The 21,267-nt window shown below is 41.2% G+C and carries 15 protein-coding genes; 12 read left to right on the forward strand and 3 right to left on the reverse strand.

The window, feature by feature from the left end; translation table 11 throughout:
- Positions 1 to 58: 58 nt before the first annotated feature.
- The 5 genes from MHZ95_RS18330 to MHZ95_RS18350 all read left to right on the forward strand — a co-directional run bounded on the left by MHZ95_RS18330 (position 59) and on the right by MHZ95_RS18350 (position 5,708).
- A complete protein-coding gene (locus MHZ95_RS18330) occupies positions 59 to 1,165 on the forward strand; it encodes an alpha/beta hydrolase family protein (RefSeq protein WP_239392240.1) in 1,107 nt (368 codons plus the stop codon).
- A 91-nt stretch (positions 1,166 to 1,256) separates the two neighbouring features.
- Positions 1,257 to 2,429 carry an FAD-dependent oxidoreductase gene (locus tag MHZ95_RS18335; RefSeq protein WP_239392241.1) on the forward strand — a complete coding sequence of 391 codons (1,173 nt, stop codon included), beginning with the start codon at positions 1,257 to 1,259 and terminating at the stop codon, positions 2,427 to 2,429.
- The gene (locus MHZ95_RS18340; protein ID WP_239392242.1) at positions 2,426 to 3,328 is read left to right on the forward strand and encodes a fumarylacetoacetate hydrolase family protein; all 903 of its coding nucleotides are present in this window, start codon (positions 2,426 to 2,428) and stop codon (positions 3,326 to 3,328) included. Before MHZ95_RS18335 ends, MHZ95_RS18340 begins: the two co-directional genes overlap by 4 nt.
- Before the next feature lie 17 nt (positions 3,329 to 3,345).
- Positions 3,346 to 4,113: a cyclase family protein gene (locus MHZ95_RS18345; protein ID WP_239392243.1), complete on the forward strand. Its 768-nt coding sequence runs from the start codon at positions 3,346 to 3,348 to the stop codon at positions 4,111 to 4,113.
- 323 nt (positions 4,114 to 4,436) lie between these two features.
- Positions 4,437 to 5,708: an MFS transporter gene (locus tag MHZ95_RS18350; RefSeq protein WP_239392244.1), complete on the forward strand. Its 1,272-nt coding sequence runs from the start codon at positions 4,437 to 4,439 to the stop codon at positions 5,706 to 5,708.
- Between the two features lie 65 nt (positions 5,709 to 5,773).
- On the opposite strand, the gene MHZ95_RS18355 is transcribed toward MHZ95_RS18350, so the two are convergent.
- Positions 5,774 to 8,860, reverse strand: coding sequence for an efflux RND transporter permease subunit (locus MHZ95_RS18355; protein ID WP_239392245.1), 3,087 nt, complete (start codon positions 8,858 to 8,860; stop codon positions 5,774 to 5,776).
- A gap of 103 nt (positions 8,861 to 8,963) precedes the next feature.
- On the opposite strand from MHZ95_RS18355, the gene MHZ95_RS18360 reads away from it, so the two are divergent.
- The 3 genes from MHZ95_RS18360 (at position 8,964) to MHZ95_RS18370 (ending at position 14,317) form a co-directional block, all read left to right on the forward strand.
- A complete protein-coding gene (locus tag MHZ95_RS18360) occupies positions 8,964 to 9,809 on the forward strand; it encodes a TetR/AcrR family transcriptional regulator (RefSeq protein ID WP_370643108.1) in 846 nt (281 codons plus the stop codon).
- A 360-nt stretch (positions 9,810 to 10,169) separates the two neighbouring features.
- Positions 10,170 to 11,912, forward strand: a complete 1,743-nt coding sequence (locus MHZ95_RS18365; protein ID WP_239392247.1) for a sulfate adenylyltransferase — start codon at positions 10,170 to 10,172, stop codon at positions 11,910 to 11,912.
- 173 nt (positions 11,913 to 12,085) lie between these two features.
- Positions 12,086 to 14,317: an S-layer homology domain-containing protein gene (locus MHZ95_RS18370; protein ID WP_239392248.1), complete on the forward strand. Its 2,232-nt coding sequence runs from the start codon at positions 12,086 to 12,088 to the stop codon at positions 14,315 to 14,317.
- A 150-nt stretch (positions 14,318 to 14,467) separates the two neighbouring features.
- On the opposite strand, the gene speD is transcribed toward MHZ95_RS18370, so the two are convergent.
- On the reverse strand, positions 14,468 to 15,793 hold the full coding sequence (speD, locus tag MHZ95_RS18375; protein WP_239392249.1) for an adenosylmethionine decarboxylase: 1,326 nt from the start codon (positions 15,791 to 15,793) through the stop codon (positions 14,468 to 14,470).
- 231 nt (positions 15,794 to 16,024) lie between these two features.
- Between speD and MHZ95_RS18380 the strand changes: the two genes are divergently transcribed.
- Positions 16,025 to 17,296, forward strand: coding sequence for a saccharopine dehydrogenase NADP-binding domain-containing protein (locus tag MHZ95_RS18380; protein ID WP_239392250.1), 1,272 nt, complete (start codon positions 16,025 to 16,027; stop codon positions 17,294 to 17,296).
- Between the two features lie 130 nt (positions 17,297 to 17,426).
- On the opposite strand, the gene MHZ95_RS18385 is transcribed toward MHZ95_RS18380, so the two are convergent.
- Positions 17,427 to 17,744 (reverse strand): hypothetical protein, encoded by a 318-nt coding sequence (locus tag MHZ95_RS18385; protein WP_239392251.1) that lies wholly within the window; start codon positions 17,742 to 17,744, stop codon positions 17,427 to 17,429.
- 287 nt (positions 17,745 to 18,031) lie between these two features.
- On the opposite strand from MHZ95_RS18385, the gene MHZ95_RS18390 reads away from it, so the two are divergent.
- The 3 genes from MHZ95_RS18390 to MHZ95_RS18400 all read left to right on the forward strand — a co-directional run bounded on the left by MHZ95_RS18390 (position 18,032) and on the right by MHZ95_RS18400 (position 21,013).
- Positions 18,032 to 18,523, forward strand: a complete 492-nt coding sequence (locus tag MHZ95_RS18390) for a hypothetical protein (protein WP_239392252.1) — start codon at positions 18,032 to 18,034, stop codon at positions 18,521 to 18,523.
- Positions 18,524 to 18,591: 68 nt separating this feature from the next.
- Positions 18,592 to 20,316 (forward strand): hypothetical protein, encoded by a 1,725-nt coding sequence (locus MHZ95_RS18395; protein ID WP_239392253.1) that lies wholly within the window; start codon positions 18,592 to 18,594, stop codon positions 20,314 to 20,316.
- 19 nt (positions 20,317 to 20,335) lie between these two features.
- Positions 20,336 to 21,013 carry a DUF2642 domain-containing protein gene (locus tag MHZ95_RS18400; RefSeq protein ID WP_239392254.1) on the forward strand — a complete coding sequence of 226 codons (678 nt, stop codon included), beginning with the start codon at positions 20,336 to 20,338 and terminating at the stop codon, positions 21,011 to 21,013.
- The last annotated feature ends 254 nt before the right edge of the window (positions 21,014 to 21,267 follow it).

Genomic DNA, 21,267 nt, shown 5'->3' on the forward strand with positions numbered 1-21,267 from the left:
CATTAGCGTTAGCCAGATAATAGTTACTTTGAAATTGACATAGATCGGAGAGAGACAATTGTTCCATTATTTTAATGATAACTACATGTGGTCCTATCAAGTCGTACGAATTATGAGCCAAGCGCATTTTGGCGGTGGGGAAGTTAATGAGATTTTAGAGACAGCCAGTCGGATCAAAGTGGGTGATTATGAAAGCTTTTATGAAGAGTGGTTGAGAACGGGGAGTCGGAGTTTAGCAGCTGCTGGAGAAGCACTTGATCAAGAAAAGATTGAAACTGCTCGATCTGCATATCTGCGGGCTTCCAATTATATACGAACTGCGGAGTTTTTCTTGCAACCGGATGATCCAAGATTAGTAGAAACCTATTTAAAAGGGGTTAACGCGTTTAGAACAGGAGCAGACATGCTAGATAACCCACCGCAAACGATTCAAATTCCGTTTGAAGACTCTCATTTGCCAGGATACTTCTTTCCAGCTCCTGGAGTAAAAGAGGGACCCGCAGTCATTATGTTCGGCGGTCTGGATTCTACAGCTGAAGAATTGTACTACGGTCATGCCCAACTGTTGAATGAACGAGGGATTTCATTTGTGGCTGTGGACGGACCAGGTCAGGGTGGAGCGCTGCGCTTAAATAACATCCATTCCCGTTTCGATTATGAGGTTGCTGGCACTGCAGCATACGAATGGGTGATTAAAAATCTTGATGTAGACTCAGCTCGAATTGGAATTATGGCCATTTCGATGGGGGGATATATGGCTGCGAGAATGGCAGCTTTTGAGCCACGTTTTAAAGCTTGTGCAATCTGGGGAGCGGTTTATGATTATAATTCTGTCTGGGCTAGGCGTCCGGATAATCATCCCCTGGCAAGAATACTTCAGCATGTCATCGGAGCGGAAAGTATGGACGTGGCACGAGAAAAGTTAAACAGCTTTAATTTACGAGGAGTCGCCGAGAAAATCAGCATGCCGACCTATATTATTCATGGTGAAGATGACCGACAAGTTTCGATAGAAAATGCTTATCACACCTATAACGACCTAACATGTCCAAGATGGCTAAAAATTGTTCCGACGAGCCGTTCTGGATCGGCGCACTGCCAAGTCGATAATATCACTGAAGCCTATTCGCTACTTGACTGGCTGAAAGAACAATTGAGCAAGTAAGGTAAAGCGCTTATTCAAAAGATGAAGAGGCCTCACCAATGGCTTCTTCACCTAAGGCTTAGATGAATTCATAAAAAAATGGGGGATTCAGATGATAAACCATGTTCGAAAAGTATTGATTGTCGGTGGGGGAATTGGCGGATTATCCGCAGGCATCGCCCTGCGTAAAATTAGTATTGAAGTAGAAATTGCAGAAATTCAAAAGGAATGGAACGTTTACGGTGTAGGTATTATCCAGCCAGCCAATGCACTAAGGGCTTTAGATAATCTTGGTGTACTGGAGGCGTGTTTGCAACATGGATTTTCCTACCCAGGATTTTCATATCACACAGGACAAGGTCATAAATTCGCCAAACCAGAATCACCAAGGATAGAAGGATATCCGGGGGTGAACGGTCTTTCCCGTCGGAAACTACACAACATTCTTCTCGACGCTGCTACTATAGCAGGTACAGAAATCCGGATGGGGATTACTGTGCAAACCATTGAGAATAAGGATGATCATGTATTTGTTGAGTTTACGGATGGGACATCGGCAATGTACGATTTGGTGATCGGAGCAGATGGTACAAATTCCAGGGTCCGTGATTTATTGTTTGGAGAAGTGAATCAGGAGTATGTTGGGCAAGCAGTTTGGAGGTATACGTTACCGCGTCCCGAGGAGGTCAATACGGGCATCTTTTACTTTGGTCAAAAAGGAAAGGCCGGATTGGTCCCGATGTCCAAAGAGGAGATGTACCTTCTTTTAACGACCCACGAACTGGATAATCCAAAAATGCCGGTGGATCAACTGGATCAATTATTAAGGGAAAGATTGCAGGAATTTGGAGGAATTATTGCACAAGTTCGCAATCAAATTACAGATGCTTCCTCAGTGGTTTACCGTCCAATATTCAGCTATCTGATGAGGGCTCCTTGGCATCGTGGACGAGTTATCCTTATTGGAGATGCCGCTCATAGTACGACACCACATCTTGGACAGGGTGCTTCCTTGGCGATTGAAGATGCTGTTGTTTTGGCTGAACTCCTTGAGCAAGGAGACGATATCCAACAAAATTTAAGCGCTTTCACAGAGCGGCGTTTTGAACGATGCCGAATAGTCGTAGACAATTCGCGGCAGTTAGTTCAGTGGGAATTAATGGAGTGGGAAGGTCGAATGCCAAAAGACGTAAATATTGCGGAGTTTACAAAAAATACGTTAGTTAAAATGAACGAACCGATTTTGCAGCCGCATATACATCTGGAAAGGAGAGTTGGTCTTTGAAATTTACAACCTTTTTAGATCCAGAAGGTAAGCTATGTGCTGGGTGGGTAAGCGGAGATGGAGTTGTAGATATGAATTTGGTGAGCGAGGGGAGCTTACCAGGAAGTATAAGGGAACTGATTGAAAAATTTGAGGAATATGAGCAAATTATTCAAAGGTATAAAAATGAAAGTCCTACTTATTTAAAAAAGGATATTACACGAATTGCTCCGTTGCCTAACCCTAGCAGTTTCCGTGACTTTGTAGCTTTTGAAACCCATGTTAAAAATGCAACTGCAAGATCAGGAGATCCGATGGCGCAGGAATGGTACGAGATGCCAATTTTTTATTTCTCAAATCACCATGTGATGAAAGGACCCGATGAACAAATTCCTCGTCCACAGCAATGTGTGAAGTTGGACTATGAATTGGAAATGGCTTGTGTGATCGGGAAGAAAGGTGAAAATATAAAAGCGGATGAAGCTGAAGATTATATTTTCGGCTATACGATATTAAATGATTGGTCCGCCCGTGATTTTCAGGCAAAGGAAATGAAGGTGCATTTAGGACCCGCAAAAGGAAAGGATTTTGCGACATCCATTGGACCGTATCTCGTAACGAAAGAAGAGTTAGTAGCTTATCGACAAGGGGACAAGTTTAATCTTGAAATGACCGCGACTGTCAATGGAAAAGTCTTATCAAGAGGGAATTTTAAAGACATTTATTACAGTTTCGGCCAGATGATTGAACGGGCATCAGAAGGTGTCACTCTTTTTCCGGGAGATATTATTGGTTCAGGCACAGTTGGTTTTGGATGTATTTTGGAGTTAGGTACCGATATTCACAGATGGCTTGAGCCTGGTGACGAAGTGGAATTAGAAATTAGGGGCTTAGGACAGTTACGCAATAAGGTTGTATAGAGAGGGGTTCAATTAAAGTGGAGAAAAAAAAGCCGAGAATTATCGATTTAAGCGTTGCAATAGAAGAAGATTTAAAAGATCCCCTGCCGTTTGGAATCCGTTATGAATCACATGAGGAAGGTGCCCAATTGGGTGCAAAGCTATTTGGGGTATTGCCGGAAGACTTTCCGGAAGGAAAAGGATTGGCTGGTGAACAGTTGACATTAACAGGGCATGCCGGCACACACGTGGATGCACCTTGGCATTATTGGCCAACTTCAGAAGGAAAGCCGGCAAGAACAATTGATGAAATGCCATTGGACTGGTTTTTTAATGATGGGGTCGTTTTGGATTTTACTGATAAACCCCCTGCTTATGAAGTGTCAATAAAAGATTTGCAGCAAAAATTATTGGAAATTAATTATACATTGAAGCCGTATGACATTGTTATGATTCGCAGCGATGCTGATAAGAAAAGATATGAAAAGAATTATGCTGATATTCATGTCGGAGTATCTGCAGAGGCTACTTTTTGGTTGATTGAGCAGGGAATAAAGGTAATGGGAACGGATGGCTGGGGATGGGATACTCCTTTGAAAGTACAGGCAGCCGACTTTGCAAATAATCCACGTCCCGATGTTTTATGGGCTGCCCACTATGTTGGGAAGGAAAAGGAATATTGCCAAATAGAGAAACTGGCAAATTTAGATCAGCTTCCTCCATTCGGATTTAAGGTGTCTGTCTTCCCGGTCAAAATTAAAGGTGGCAGCGGAGGCTGGACACGGGCTGTTGCAATTGTGAATTGACAAGTTTTTATACAATTGTTGGATCGATAGCGTCAAGCTGATTCGAGGAGGAATTCTATATCAGAATCAATTGTGCTCGGCGTAATTGCGTCCAGGCTTTGAATTGCTGTATTTCTGTATTTTCACAGAAATTAAGGCACTTTCAGAACGTGGCGACCTTAGCCTGAGTTCCTCTAATCAGCAAAGCTTTTGTACTGAAAGCGAAGCGTCAGCTACAGGGGGGGGACTCCCTCTGATTGAAATGCATTCTGGCATTCATCCCGCTACTTGTAGAAGTGGGGGACTTCTGCTGAATCAAGTTAAAATAAGAGGGGAGAAATAATATGAATGTGAAGAAACAGCCATTTATCAAATATGAAAATGGTATCATCATTATAATGTTTATGGTATTTGGTCTTCTTTTTATGGACCGGCTAAGTATCATTTATCTGTTTCCATTTATAGCTCCGGAATTAGGTCTGAATAACACACAATTGGGAATGCTCGTTGGAGCAACGTCAATTACTTGGGGAATTTCTACATTGATATTTGCCAGTCTCTCAGACTTTATCGGAAAAAAGAAAAATATACTCATCACCTTCATTATTATTTTTTCACTTGCTACATTTACGTCAGGTTTAGTAGGCGGTCTCATTTCGTTATTACTCGTTAGATTGTTAATGGGTGCAGCTGAAGGGCCTGTGGTCCCATTAGTCCAATCTACGATAATGGTAGAGTCTACACCTAGTAGAAGAGGGATGAATATGGGATTTATTCAGAGTGCGGCCCCACTCATGGGTAATGCACTTGCGCCGATCATCGTCATTGCGATTGCCGTTTCGTTTAATTGGCGATATTCATTGTATGCTTTGGCGATTCCTGGCATCATTCTTGCCTTAGTTTTAATATTTTACATGCGGGAGCCTATCGTAAAAGCGGCAAAGGGGGCGGAAGAAAGGACATCCAAACTTACTTTCGATGACTATAAAAGTGTATTTAAAACAAGAAATGTGTGGATTAGTATGCTGATCGCCATTTTTTACATGATGTATTTACTCATTTTCTCAAGTTTTATGCCAACATTTTTAACAGGGGTCTCCAATTATACCGAACAACAATATGGAATAATCATGGTCGTATTTGGAGTCGGTATGTTCTTTTGGCAGTTGGTCATCCCGTTTTTATCCGATAAGATTGGGAGAAAGACTGTCATGATTCCTTGTACATTTATAGCGATATTATTGCCTTTGGCTGTCGCTAATTTTCATTCCAATATGGTTTTGCTTGCAGTTTTAATCTTTCTATTAACGATAGGTTTCGGATGTCAACCGCTTTATCTAGCTGTTATTCCTTCCGAATCTGTGAAAATTGCCTTTGCCGCAACCGCCATCTCATCCGTTGTTTTGACAGGCGAAATCATCGGAGGTACATTAGGACCGGTCCTTGCGGGTGTTCTGGCAGATAAATATAGTTTATATGCACCTTTATGGTTATCCAGTGCTACAGCGGTACTATTCTTTCTATTGGTGTTCGCTTTGAAAGAATCGGCTCCGGTCAAGTTAAAGAAAAGGGGAGAAGCAAATCTAGTCCCGGAAGAAAGGATTGAATTTTCTTGAAATATTAGAAAGCAAGGTGCTGGATTTCAAAACAACGTAATATTGTTTTGGAATCCAGCACCTTTTTAGTTTTCTTCTATTTCTTTACGGTTTTTCTTGAACAGTTTCGATAGGATTTCGTAGACGATCGGCACGACAATCAATGTCAATAATGTCGAGCTGACCAATCCGCCAATGACGGTAATGGCCAAACCTTTCGAGATCAGCCCACCGCCGGCACCTGATTCGACTGCCAATGGAATGAGCGCACCGATTGTGGCGATGGCTGTCATTAGGATTGGACGCAACCGCGTTTTACCAGCTTCTAAGACGGCTTCTCGCATCATCATACCATCGCGTTCCATCCGAACGATGCGGTCCACGAGTACAATCGCATTTGTGACAACAATCCCGATGAGCATTAAGAGCCCCATCATGACGGATACTGAAATCGTTTCATCTGCGATCCATAAACCGGCAAATGAGCCGATCACTGCAAATGGTAACGAGAATAGGATCGCGAATGGTGCGACACCTTCACGGAACGTGACAACCAAGATGAAATACACGATGGCGATTGCTGCAAGCATGGCTACAATCAATTGCGTAAAGGTTTCTTGCATATCAGCCGCTGCGCCGGCAACTCCGATTGTTACGCCTTTCGGCAAATTCAGTTGCTCAATTGCTTGGTCGACTTCAGCTGTCGCTTTCGAAATATCTGCCCCGATCACGGTGCCGGAAACCGTAGCGTAGTATTCACCTTTACTGCGTGTCAGCGTATTTAATGTCGTTCCTTCCTCGACGGTGACAAGCTCGGAAAGCTTCATCGTCGTACCGAGAGCTGTCGGGACTTCCGTTGCTAATAAATCGTCAATCGATTTCGGTTGTGCAGCTTGTTCTTGTTGCACGATCACCTGTAAGGTGTTTCCGTCTTTTTCAACAGTCGTTAGAACGTCTTCGGATTGCATCGGGTTGAGCATCATGACGATTTGACCAGTAGTTAAGCCGTACTGTAGAAGCTCATCTTGTTCAACGTTGAACGTGTACTCGACATAGGCATCCTCTGAAGTGGAAGACACTTTTTCCAAACCGGCATTTTCTTGCATGATGCCTTCGACCATTTTGACTGCTTCATTTAGCTTGTCTAAGTCCTCACTATAAAAAGTGTAGCTCACTTCATTTGTAGGCATGGACATGGAAGTGAAATTCTGGCTCTTCCATTCGCCTGATTGACCAATATTGAACACATAGTCTTCAATTTCGGCGCGCGCTTCCGGAAACTCCTTCATGTCCGGGTCAAAGATCAAGTACATGAGCGCGCCCCCTGCACCGCCACCCATCATGGCTGACATGGTATCGCCGTTCTCCGTTATGGACAATTGGACGATATCGATATCATCACGTTTTAATAAATTTTCTTCCACTACTTCGATATTTGCTAATGTCTCTTCTTTCAATTCGCCTGCTTCTGGTGTGTATGTCAAGTACATCACTTTTTCCTCATCGCTGCCCATGAAGCTGAAACCGATCAATGGCGTTAACGCCACACTTCCTGCTAACAGGACAACAGCAACGAGCGAGGTGATGATCTTATGGTTAAGCGTCCAGTTTAGAATCCGCTTATATCCATTGGCTAATTTCCCGGCTTCTTTATGGTTGCTTTCTGCTTTCTCCCCATATAATTTCTTTTTAAATAAGAAGTGGGACAATGCAGGGACGATTGTAATCGCAACGAGTAACGATGCGGCAAGCGCAAATGTCATCGTCAATGCGAATGGCATAAACAACTCACCGACCATCCCGCCCACGAAAACGAGTGGTGCGAATACGGCAATTGTCACAATAGTTGAAGACATGATAGGCTTGAACATTTCAATCGTTGCCTCACGAATGAGTGCCCGTCCTGACAGTTTTTCTGTTTTCAAATGCAAACGTCGGTAAATGTTCTCCACCACGACGATGGAGTCATCGATGACCCGGCCGATGGCGACGGTAATCGCACCGAGTGTCATCATATTCAATGTGATATCCATCCAGTTCAAGAGTAACAAAGCCATGAAAATGGACACAGGGATGGAAACGATTGAAATGATTGTCGATTTGAAATCCCGTAAGAAGAGAAGGATGATCAGAACGGCAATCAATCCACCGAATAGCGCTTTTTCAATCATTGTGCCAATCGATGCTTCAATAGGCGCACCTTGGTCGAGGGTGACATCGATGACCAGGCCATCGATTTTTGCCTGTTCTTCTTGGATTAGATCTTTTACATCGTTGACGACATCGACCGTATTGGCTTGTTGTCCTTTGATGATTTGAATGGCAATCGCATCTTCACCATTCGTACGTGATACGGATTGTACTTTACCGACTACTTCGATTGTGGCGATGTCTTCGAGTTTCACAAATGGAGACGGAGTGGTGGCAGTCGGTGTAATCGGGATGAGCATTTCTTTCAGTTCATCCGCCGTCATGAACTTCCCGTCGATCGCGACTGCTTGCTCACCTTCTTCAAATTCGTATAAGCCCAATGAGACAGCTAGGTCGTTTGCTTGGATCATTTGTTTGACGGTCTCTTCGGTGATGCCAAGTTCAGCCATTTTTGCGTCGTTGTATGTCAGTTGGACTTCTTCGATATGCTGACCCGAAATGGTAGCCGAAGCGACACCGTCGATTTTCTCGATTTTCGGTAGCAACCCTTCTTCAACGGTCGCTGTCAAATCTACAATATCCTCTGTAGAACTACTGACACTCAATGCGACAACGGGCATCATGTTCATGCTGATGGCTGTAATGTTCGACGCTTCTGCCTCTTCAGGCAAAGTCACCCCATCGAGCGCGGACGCCAATTCACGTTTCGCCTCATCCATGTCGACCCCATATTCATACTCCACTTGGATGTTTGCCATATTGGAATAGGAGTTGGAGTAAACGGCTTTGACGTTTTCCAGGTTTTCAATCGTTTTCTCTAACGGAATGGACACCTCTTCCATTACTTGTTCAGGAGTTGCCCCTGGATAGACATCCATGACCATCAAGTATGGAATTGAAATATCAGGAATGGTCTCTGTTTTCATCTGAGTTCCTGCGTATATGCCTGATGCGGTAATGATGATGGTTAGCAACCATACCGCCAATTTATTGTTTAGCACGAAGTTGACTAAATTCTTCACGTTTACACCTACCTCAAATTGACTTGGATCATGCAGTTATTTATACTAATGACTGAATGGTCAATTGTCAATGAATACACGGGGAAGTAGGGTAGGTAAAATGATGAAACGACAGCTAATATTGGAAAAGGCATTGGAGCTTTTTGCGGAAAAAGGCTTTGAAGCAACTTCTGTGCAGCAAATAACTGAGCGTTGTGGGATTTCTAAAGGGGCTTTTTATTTATCGTTTAAATCGAAAGATGAACTGATCTTAGAAATGATCGACTTTTTTATGTCACAATTAATCTTCGATATTGACCAGGTAGTCAAAGAGGCTGAGTATGAAAATGAACGATTATATAAATTCTACTACACCGCATTTCATTCTTTCTATAAACGATCCGATTTTACAAAGATTTTTATGAAAGAGCAACTCCACTCGTTTAACAAAGAGCTGATCATGAAAATACATAGCTATGATCAATTGATGGAGAACATCATCTTATCTATGGTGGAGCAATTATATGGGGAAGAAATTGAACTGATCAAATTTGATTTGGTTTATATCATTAAAGGTTTCCTGAAGACCTACTCGGAGTTTTTCATCTTCTATCAATACCCATTGGATTTGGATTTACTCGCTCAATCACTTGTTGAAAAAACCAATTTGCTTGCCAGACGGACAACAATCCCGTTTATCTCACAGGAAATCATGCAGGTGCTGAAGAGACCTGCAAACGAAGTGGCGTCAAAGGACGACATTTTAGAGATGTTAGAACAGAAAATTAAAGAAATGGAAGAGTCTGTTGAAAAAGAGTCCTTAATCTTATTAAAGCAACAAGTGCTGGAGGAAACTTACAGCTATGCAATTGTAAAAGGATTATTGGAGAACATACGGCAACATCCACATTGTAAATGGGTTTCTTATGTACTTCAAAATTATTTTGAAAGGGAAGGCGACATGCGATAAATATGTCGTCCCAGCCTGTTGACAAACGCTCGCATCCGTTGTTGCTCGTCTCGCTCGTCCGCTCATGAACTTCAGTTCTATTCGCGTCTTCGCTCGACTTCGCGCCTAGGCTGACAAGCGTTTTCAATCAGGCTGAGGGAAGTATTAATTGACAGCATATACTTCAAAAAAGAGTGTAGACAAAGTAAAAACAACTTTGTCTACACTCTAAGGTGACATACAATAAATATGTCGTCTTTTTTAATTTAATTCCGAATATTACCCTTTTTTTAATTGTTTAAGTATGATAATATTCAGATAATGGGATGTGCTTCCATAATTAGAAATATTGATGGACAATTTTTAGGGGGAGGGAATGGGATGTTAAACGTTACAGAGAAAAGTGCGTTTTCAAAATATCCACAGCAGCCTCATGGCGGCAAATTGGTCGATAAAGTGGTGGTCGGTCAAGAACGGGAGGAAGAACTGATCCGGGCAAAACAGCTTCCGACAATCATGGTGGATATGGAAGCTGTCATTACACTTGAAATGATTGCAACGGGGGTTTTGTCTCCGAATGAAGGTTTTATGAACGAAGCCGATTATAATTCCGTTCTGACGAAAGGCCGGCTTACAAATGGGCTGATCTGGCCGGCACCGCTTAGCTTTGCTCCAATCGGGAATCGGAACAAAGAAATCATCGAGTCACTTTCAATTGGGGATGAAGTGACGTTGGCTGATGAAAATAATGAGCCGGTTGCCATTCTGACACTTGAAGATATTTTTAAATATGATAAAGCACACCGTGCCCAAAGTCTTTTTGGTACGACTGACCGCAATCACCCGGGAGTCGATTCAATTTACCGAAGGATGGGAGATGTCTCGTTAGGAGGTCCGATCAAGCTATTGCAGCGTGTCGATTGGGGACCATTCGAAAAGCTACGCTTGGAACCGAAAGATACGTGGCATACCTTTTATGAAGAAAAGAAATTCCGGTCTGCTGCAGGATTCATCACGGGTGCGAATCCATTGCATAGAGGCCATGAATATATCCATAAGAATGCATTGGAAGAAATCGATGGCCTATTGCTTCAACCGTTGGTGGAGATGGCGAAACGGGAATATACACGCCATGAATTCCGCATGTTGTCATATCGGAGTGTGCTAGATACGTATTATCCAAAAGGCCGTTCCATTCTAGCTCCATTGCGCGTAACTTATATTTTTGCAGGACCAAGGGAAACGGTTTTACATGCGTTAATCATGAAAAACTATGGCTGTACACACGCGCTCATTGGGCGGGACCATGCGGGAATCGGAGACTATTATGATAAGTATGCAAGCCATAGCATCTTCGATGAATTCAAGCCGGAAGAGTTAGGGATCGATATCCGCCTATTCCATGAAGTGTTTTACTGCACTCGTTGCGATAGTCCGGCTACTGTTCAGTCCTGTCCGCATGATGAGCGGTTCCGCATCAATATTTCAGGCACGGGGATCCGGGAAATGCTTCGTCACGGAATCATGCCGCCGAAGGAAATTGTGCGTCCTGAATCTGCTCGCATTGCAATCCAGGGCGTGCAACCGAAAGGGCTCGATGAGGCTGGACGGGCTATTTCGCCGGTTGGAAAAACGTTGAAAAGCATATTCCCTTACTATTTGGAAAGAGCGAGACTCGGGGGACCGAAACGCCTTCAACCATTGACGGTAGAAGAGTTGACGAATCTCGATTTGGAAATGGCCAACTTGGATGTCCGCACAAATGCTGACCGGATTTACCATGATATTTTCGAAGAATATAGCAGTGTCGGCGATACGAATCGTAGCTTGCAGCCTGAATGGGTGGCAGATGCTCGTGAAGCATTGCGCGGCCAACAACAAATGGTCATTCAGGATTTGGAGCAGAAAGTGGCCATGGCTCCAATCACTGCATCCGATGAGTTCATGTACCAGGATAAGGAAGAGGCGCAGCGCGAATTGGAAGTGGCGAAACAGATCTTGTCGGATATTCCGAAAGTGCTCACGGAGGAAGAACTGCAATATCGCACATGGAATCTTCTGCCGTACAATCGTTATCGCGGTAGCGATGAACCGGAAGCGCAACAAGATGACACCGAAAAGTGAATCACTCCATTTGAACAGCATCCGCCGATTGGCTCTCCAGTCGGCGGATGTTTACACGTTTTTTTCGATAATTGAGGTATATTCTTGTCCATGTCGCCATATAGTCTATACGGTGGTTTACATTTCCAAAATTTGTTGTAATATTAAGAGAAAGAGAATCTAGGAGGGATATTTTGGATAGGTTTAAGAAAGTTGGAATTCTATTAGGCTCTTCTGTTTTATCACTAGGTATGTTTTCATCGGTTGCCGGTGCTTCAACGCCGATGGATGGACAACCAGAAAGGGTACAGATTCAAGTCGCTGCTACAGACACGGTTTTTACGAAAGAGGATTTAATTAAGAAATTTCGTGAGTTATTCCCAAAGCAGTTTGATTTCTTAACGGCTAATGATTTTCAAATGAGTAATGCCCACGTTTATCCCAATGATGATACGTTGCGCCATGATTTGTATTTCTCCAAAACGGTGAATGGCAAAGACGTTTACGGGAATGTTGGTTTTGTTGGAAAAGACTTAGACATTGAGTATTTTCATTATCAACCTGCCGATATAACAGAGGCTTTGTTCCCAGCGAAAGTTTCCAAAGAAGAGGCGCAGAAAAAAGCCGAGAGTTTTGTGAATAACTTTTTGGGCGGCAAGGGCTATAAACTCGAAACAGACATGTATAACTATTATCCGAAACAGGTCTTAACGGAACCGATTCGATACTCCTTTTCTTTCGCCCGTACGGAAAATGACGTTTCCATTGATGATCAAAGAATGGAAGTATCTGTTCTCGGGAATGGAGAAATCGTTAGCTTCTACAAAATGTCAAGCGAGTCGAAATCGTCTACTTTTGACGATGTCAAACAAATAAAAGAAAACGATGAAATGCTAGCAAAAGTAAAGGAACAACTTTCAGCAGAGTTGAATTATCAAATAAACTATGATTACGCAACGGGTGATCGCAAAGTCCAGCTCGTATATCAGCCGACATCAAAATTACAAGGCGTTCACGCGATTTCAGGTAAATGGTTAACGCCAAGCGGCTATGTAGAGGATTTTCCAGAGAAGTCAAAAATTGAAATGTTGGCCGAAAATCCACTGCCGCCAAGACAAGATAGCATTACGGTAGACGAAGCGAAGAAAATTGCCGAAAAGTTACTTGCTGTGGATTCCGATAAGGTGAAGTTAAATATCAACTCTATCCATGAAATGGAGAATTATGATGGACGAGAAGTAATCAGTGTTCAATATATGTATGAATATGCGCGTGGCGGAAGCGGCACGAATTTAGACATTGATAAGCAGACAGGTGAAGTCATTCAATATAGCGATATAAAAAACCATCTGTTAGATGAACTTGGAGAAAAAACTAAAAACGAAAAGGCGATTTCCCAGCAAGATGCGATTGCCAAAGCTGTCAGCTATGCAAAGGAATGGGTTCCATCCTATCTACACGATTATGCGATGCCTATAGATGAACCTTATGTTGACGAATGGCAAGGTGGGTATTACGTTACCTTCCCGAGAATCGTCAATGGCATTGTTGTGATTGGGGATTCCATTAGTGTGGGCGTCGCTGCTGATGGCTCTTTAAATAGCCTAAATGTCAATTATCAAGAGACAGAAAACTGGCCTTCTAGCGACCAAGTGATCTCTGAAGAAGAAGCGAAAGCGAAATTGGAAGAGGCACTCAGCCTCAAACTAACGTATATGAAACATGCGAAAAACGAAGACAAGGATCATTATAATCTCGTCTATGTGCCTGTATTTAACGGAGATTCATATAGTTATTTAGATGCCAATACAGGAGAATGGAATAATTTCTTGGATGATCAAAATTCAGTTTCCATTTCACATCCTTGGGCGGAAGATGAACTAAATTATCTCATTAGCGCTAAAATTTTAGATGTAAAAGATCCTGAAAACTTTAATGCAGATGCTTCGATTACAAAAGGGGAAGCATTGAAAATCGTTATGAATTCACTCACTTATATCTATGACGGGCCATATTATTATGGCAGAGAAAACCAAAAACAAACGTTTGACAATATCGATCCGAAACACCCATTGTATAATGTGGTTGAACGTGCGGTTGGTGCAGGAATCATTCAAACGAACAGCAAGAAGTTCGATGTCGATTCGTCAATCACAAGAGAAGAATTAGCGGTTTGGTCTATCCGCGCGCTAGGCTTAGAGCAAGCGGCTAAAAAGAGCAGCATCTATAAACTCGATTTTAAGGATGCCGATAAAGTTCAAACGGCATACACGGGGTATGTTGCCCTAGCAAGTTCCTTGGGAATCATCGAAGCAGATCAAGATCAGTTTAATCCAACGCGAGAAGTAACATACGCAGAGTTGGCTGTGTCAACGGTTCGTCTGGCGCATGAAATCGCTGAAAATGGAAGAGGTTTACGTTACTAAGAGCTTTTGAACAAAGCCATTGAAATGAAGGAACACCATTATCCCCCTCCATCGTATGAGCACCTACACGATGGAGGGGGAGTTTGTCTAATTAACATGCATTCATGAAAGCTATTAATCCTATTTTTTGTCAGAAGAATAGACCTTTACCTATGAGGAAATGTTTTTTATTTCTACTTGGTATAGTGTATGCAATTTTAGACTCGTCTCACTGTTTACAATTGCAGTTTCCTTCACGGATAGCATTTCTGGAGAAATTTTAAACAAGGTTTCCATGTTGGTAGAGAGAGCTTGGTGAGGGACAGAGATTTCGGGTATCGTTCCTATGAACTTGTTTTGTGTCGCTAAATGAAACCCCCATAAACCAAAAGAAGGTACAGTGACTGTGTATGGCAAAGTATTTAGACCGGCGCTCGTTATGGTTTTAGCAATACTCCAAAACACTTGTGGCGTGTCCTCTGGTGAGTTGGATTGGCAAACTATTGCGCCATCAACGACTAAATGCTTGGCAATTTTGCCGAATAATTCTTTGGTATAGAGTGAACTCAGGATGGGGTCTACAGGGTCTGGAAAATCGATGATAATCACATCATAAGGTTGTAAATCTCTCTCTATATATATTTTTGAATCCTCGGAGTGAACAGTTAATCTATCATCCAACAATGAACGATTGTTCTGAGCTACTAATGCAGGTTCACTTTTAGCGAGTTCGACAATCATTGGATCAATGTCGACGAGATCAACATGTTTAACATTTGGATACTTCAGAACTTCTCGCAAAGCAAGACCGTCTCCTCCACCTAAAATGAGAATTCGTTCATGCGAACCTGCAACCTCCATTGCCGGATAAACCAATGCTTCATGATAATGTCTTTCATCCAAGGAACAAAACTGTAGCTCTTGGTTTAAATACAAACGAAGATCATTTGCCTCAACCAATAAAATGTCTTGATATTGACTTTCCCCATGAAAAAGAATATTGTGTTTACCTGACGCAATCTCCTTCAATTGTATCAAGTCCCAATCATTCCCACGATCCTCTTGTAAAGGAAATAATGCACGGGAATCTACTTTTTCATCCAACAATATATTGGATGAAAGATTTAGTGTTCTCATGGTGGGTTTCGTGTGGGGTTCTTCTCCTCGATTGAGCTCGAACACAGCTGTTCGCTTAGCTTGTATTTTAGTAAGGATTCCTTCCAATGCTGGCCATATATCCTGATTTCCACAAGTATATAAATCCAACGCTACATAACCATATTCTGGCCATGTATGAATTGAAATATGTGAAGTGGAAATACCAATAACTCCTGTCACTCCTTGAGGCGTGAAGGAATGAAAATGAGATGATAAGATTTCCATTCCTAACTGCTTTATTGCTTTCGTTAGCAATTCCTCTAATACTGTTGCATCATTAAGAATTTCTCTCTGACAATCAAATGCATCGATTACGAGATGTTGCCCATTCGTATCCATCAAATCACTGCTTTCCGTTATTGTGAATGAGTTGTCATAGTGGTTTGAGTTTCCATGCTTATCCAACTATTCTACAGTTAATGTATGTACAAGTTATAAGAAGGCCTGTGCACCTTCCTTAATTTAGTGAAGTGAGTCGGAGAAAATGCTAGTTTGCACTTAATTGGACAACTGTCTGCGCGCAATCACTTTCAACTACATATAGTAAGAAAAAGTAGGAGAGGCGTTAAAATGAAAGACAACCATACAGTGATTACCATTCTGGGGAGTAGTGGAGGAGTAGCAAAGTCAATACTTTCTATTTTGAATAAATCAGTCCGTGACAATAAGGATCCCATCCATCACGTTATTACGAATAGTACAATCCATTTAATCGATAATAAGCAAAAAGAAAAAGAATACTACTCTAATTTGTTTTCTAATTTGCAAAAACATATTACATTACACCAATTTGACCTCCAAGATAAAAAGAAATTTGTTAACCACCTGAAACAGACGAAAACCTCACTTGTTGTTGACGTTTCTTGGGCAGATACGGTTGAGATGCTGCAATGCTGTGATCAACTGGGCGTTAACTACGTCAATACTGCTTTGGAAAATACGATGGTCGATGAGAACGAAGAGTTATATGAGGGATTTGGTTTAATAGAGAGACTGAAGCATGTGGAAAAACATAAGGACAAGATCTTGAATACATCTGCCATAATTGGCTCTGGTATGAATCCAGGTGTCGTTCAATGGATGGCGATCGAACTCTTGAAGACACATTCATCGGACGAGCTTCCGCTTGGGTGTTATATTGTAGAGCATGATACGTCCTTTTATAGGGATAAGAAAATGGTAGAAGAGAATGTTGTTTATACAACTTGGTCGCCAGAATGTTTTCTAGACGAAGCTATTTTAAGCTATCCAATGTTTATGAAGAACCATATTCCACTCTTCCTATACGAAAAGGTTTATGATGTGGAATTTAAAGTGACGTTAGGGGACAAACAATTTTATGGATGCTTAATGCCACATGAAGAAGTCTATACTTTAGGCAAATTGTACGACATGGAAGGTGGATTTTTATACAAAATCAATGATCATACAACAGAGATAATCCGTTCAAATATTGATGACTTAGATAAATTATGGGACTTTGAAATGAAGGTTCTCGATCCGCTTGATGCGCCATTGGAAGGTGAGGATTTAGCGGGAGTACTCCTCGTTTACCAGGACAAGGAACGATATATGTACAATGTGTTAAATAACGATTCCATCTTTACTAAATACAAAACAAATGCGACCTACTTTCAAGTGGCTTGTGGTATCTATGCTTCTTTATCCGTACTGCTATTAGATCAAATTCCACAAGGAGCTTATTATGTAGATGAACTATTGTTGAATACAAACAATCATTTTGGGGATTATTTGACTTATTACATGACGGATTTTATAACAGGTGAAAATAAGCATTCAGATGGTCTTTTGCATCAAAGGATGAAAAAACTCCGAAACTAGTCGATTGTGGACAGCGGCTTATGTTAAGTATCCCTTTCAGCTTCCTGACCTAAGGAAAGCCCACTCCCAAATGAGAGTGGGCTGTTTGGAGAACAACCTATTATAATACCGTGCTTACCTTACATACGTATCATTTTTTCTTATCATCGTCCTTCTTCGTGTGATCCTTCTTCTTATCTTTTTTCTTCTCTTCAACCGCATTCGCTTCTTTTTCAGTAGTATCGGTATCAGCTTCAGTCGCTTCTGTTTCAGTAACGTCTGCTTCGGCAGCAAGAACAGCAGCAACAGCAGCGGCTGCAGCAGTAGCGGCTGCAGAGGCAGAGGCAGAGGCATTAGCATCTGTTTCAGCTGCAGCAGCAATTCCAGCCGCAGCGCCCGCAGCCGCAGCTGCAGCAATCGCAGTAGTAAATGAAACCTCTAAATGTTTTGCTTTTTTTCCTTTTGGCACACAAATCCCACCTTTGATTTAGAGTTTAATATCACTATCATTGTATTCAACACTTTACGAACTGTGTCGGCAATAACGAGTATAGACATTTATTGCACCATGCCGTATGACCATACATATTCTTATAGAAAAGCGAAACTAATAAACTGTTAATAATCTCTTTGGAGTGAATAACCAAAATAGTCTGGGCGATTGATCCATTACGGCGGATTAGGCAATTGACCATTACACGATCATCCCAAGACACATATAGATAGGGGGATACTAAAAATGGAGGTTAGAAAACTATGAATAAGGATATGTTACTTTCATTAGTAGATAGAGTTATTAAAGTCGATCGAGGGGGACCTGAATCTAGATATGGTAAGCTGCTCGCAGCAGAAGAGGATCACTTTATATTGCTGACAGAAGATGATGGCATTATTTATTATAATACACACCATGTTAAGAGCTTAACTGTTAATGCAAAAAATGAAGTAAAGCTCAATTTTGACATTCCTAGAGGCTTAGATTATGTAAAAGCGGAAAATTTTAGAGGTGTAGTGGAAAAATTAAGATATCGCTGGGTAAAAATTAATCGTGGTGGGCCAGAAACACTAGAGGGTGTAATGGACGTTGTTAATGATGACTTCATAACAATTGTCTCTAATGAAGAAATTATAAACCTCTCCATGTTTCATGTCCGTAACATTAGCTATGGAGTAAAGGTTGAAAAAGCAAACAAAGGTAAGGGAAATGAAAGCAATAAACAAACGAATGCAAAAAAGGAAAACGAATAGTTCGATAGGCCATTCGTCGCTTCTAACTACGAGAAGCGACGATATTCTATGAAGGAGGCGCGCCAAAATTGCGAGAGCAAAAATTTGAAAAAGTATTAGGCGACCTTGTAAATTTAAAAATTGGTTTGTTTCTTAGTGATCAGCAATTTATAGAAGGCGTTCTATTAGCTGTTAAACAGGATCATCTCGTGATCGATATAAATAAGAATATACATTATATTGCACGTCAACATATTAAAGCTCTTTCAAAGAATGCGAAAGACTTTCATTTAAAGACGAAAACGGTTCCCTACCTCGATAGGCAGTACTTCACAGATGTTTTAAGTGTTATGAAATATTACTCGGTGACCGTGAATAGCTCGGGTAAACAGACACATTTTGGAGTGCTGAGTAAAATAGCTGAAGATTATATAGTATTGATCAATCATGCGGAATTACTGCATATTCCCAAATCCTCTATAGCAGATATCTCTAGTAAAATATCCGACAATCAAATCCGCTCAATCAATGCTAAAGAACAATTAAAGAGTCAAACGGTGCATTCAGCAACTGTTATTAAAGAAGTAGAAGAAATGGAAACTCACCAATTAGAAAGTGCTCAAGACGCTATTCTTCAGACAAATCATAAGACAGAATCGGTTGAAGTCTCTTTGGAAAAACAAGCAGCTACTATTCAGGAAGAAGAAAAGGAAGAACTACAGACAGATGAAATTGAAAGTCTTGGCGAGTCGGAAATTCCACAACAGCTTGAAGTGGAAGGAATACAGGAAAATAAGGTTGAATTACAAGAAGACACGAGTCAAAAGGAAGGGCAACAACTTACTTCGTCTTCTTCAACTGAAGAAATAAAACTAGTCGAACACTCTTTAGAACAAGAAACGGAACCAATTCAGGAGATGGAAGATAACGGGGTCCTTGAGCAGCCAGAAATCTCACAACAACTTAAAATAGAAGGTTTATTGGAATCATTCAATATTATAAAAGCAAATATTCAAGACAAGGAACAGATAATAGATGGTCTAGAACTAGAGTCGATTCATATGGAAGAATCATTGGATCAAATAAAAAACGAACTACAAGAAAAATTTACAACACTTATACAAGAAGCACCAATGGTAGTCGTTCAGGATGAGGAACATTCAAGCAAAGTAAATGACCATGAAGAGTTGTCGTCCATTTTTAAAGATTTTAGAGTAGAATTACTTTCCTATGATGAACCTCTAGGTTATGAAAGAAGTTTCCATCTTCCTGATTGGAAAATTTTCCAAAAGGACCAACAGGCAATGATAACTTTGAACAATCCGGCAGAGGGAGAGGAAGCTCTAACGTTTGACGACCATTCGGTGCAGATAAACGACAGCGCAGAGATGATTGAATTATGCAATGCGCTTAAAAGTGAAAATCTATCAACGAGTGAAACGAAGAATGATGATCAAGCTGAATGTATAGTTGAAGAATGCGAGCCTTCTGATACGAATCGTGCAAAGATAACGTTCAGACAAATGAGCCCAAAAGAAGAAAAAGCCATGTTAGAGAAGCAATACTTTTCTTTAGCGAAGTATGCTGCGGCCTATTCAATGAAGTTAGATGAGCGGTCTGATCAATCGAAGTCCACTTTGTATTCTTCGATTGATCACGACAAGAACAGTACAGGGGGAATTAATACTAGTTTCGAAAAAAAGGGAAAAAAAAACGTGATTAATTCATTGGAAAGGCAAAGCGCTCTCGAGGGTCAATACGTTTCTTTAATGAATCATGCAGCAAAAATGTATCGGCAATTAAGGGATTTTTAAGTAAAGAGGAGATGCTGATTTGAATAAAATTATTCAAAATCTCATTCAGGAAGTTATCCGAATTGAAATCTCCGGAAAGAAAAAGATGAACGGTACGCTAATTGATATGGGAAGCGATATGGTTGTCCTTTTCGATGGGAAGGATTTCGTGTATATTCCCTTAAATCATATCCGGAATTTTAGTCTGGATCGTGACAATGAAAATGAGGTTCAATCCCCTACAGAGCTCCCGAGCTTCGTAGCGGAAGAAAGCAAGGAAGACTTAGCGTTTGAAGAGGTGCTTACTCAAGCGAAAGGAAGAATTGTTGAAATCTATGTAACAGGCAACCAAACTTTGCATGGAACGATAACGGGCATTATGAACAACTATCTTATATTCCAATCTCCGGTTTATAAGACGATGTTCATTGCAATAGACCACGTCAAATGGCTAATCCCATATGCTCAAAGTCATACACTTTACGGGCTGGATTACGCTGCCGTCTCCTCACAGCCGCACAATGAGACGTTTGCTAGATCTTTTGACAGTCAAGTTGAAAAGTTTAAAGGTGCAATTGTCGTATTGAATATTGGTGATCCAAAAAGTTATATAGGGAAAATAAATAATGTCGAGGATCAAATCATTGAGTTTCAATCAGCAAGAACTTCCCCCGTTTATTTAAACATGCACCATATAAAAACGCTCCACGTAGTATAGTTATGGTTCAAAATTGTCTAGGAAGTTTTATAAGAGGAGATCCTTTTTTAGGCTGACGAGTAACGATCGACAGCCTAATTTTTTGTGGGAACTAACGTTGTTATTCAGAGAGAAAGAAGAAATCACAAAAAGGCAGGTTAGTATCGGTTCTTGTCCTAGTCGTAAAAAATTCCGAATCAGAGGGATTTTTCAGCTCAATTTCGTAAGGGTTGGACATACATCTCGTTTCACGTAGCCTGCAGTGAATATACATA

The organism is Sporosarcina sp. ACRSM (assembly GCF_022346545.1).
Lineage (GTDB): Bacteria > Bacillota > Bacilli > Bacillales_A > Planococcaceae > Sporosarcina.

Excerpts from the sequence above, each read along its gene's own strand:
- MHZ95_RS18335 (WP_239392241.1), top strand. The coding sequence starts at position 1,257 with ATGATAAACCATGTTCGAAAAGTATTGATTGTCGGTGGGGGAATTGGC.
- MHZ95_RS18350 (WP_239392244.1), top strand. The coding sequence starts at position 4,437 with ATGAATGTGAAGAAACAGCCATTTATCAAATATGAAAATGGTATCATC.
- MHZ95_RS18360 (WP_370643108.1), top strand. The coding sequence starts at position 8,964 with ATGAAACGACAGCTAATATTGGAAAAGGCATTGGAGCTTTTTGCGGAA.
- MHZ95_RS18365 (WP_239392247.1), top strand. The coding sequence starts at position 10,170 with ATGTTAAACGTTACAGAGAAAAGTGCGTTTTCAAAATATCCACAGCAG.
- speD (WP_239392249.1), bottom strand. The coding sequence starts at position 15,793 with ATGGATACGAATGGGCAACATCTCGTAATCGATGCATTTGATTGTCAG.
- MHZ95_RS18380 (WP_239392250.1), top strand. The coding sequence starts at position 16,025 with ATGAAAGACAACCATACAGTGATTACCATTCTGGGGAGTAGTGGAGGA.
- MHZ95_RS18390 (WP_239392252.1), top strand. The coding sequence starts at position 18,032 with ATGAATAAGGATATGTTACTTTCATTAGTAGATAGAGTTATTAAAGTC.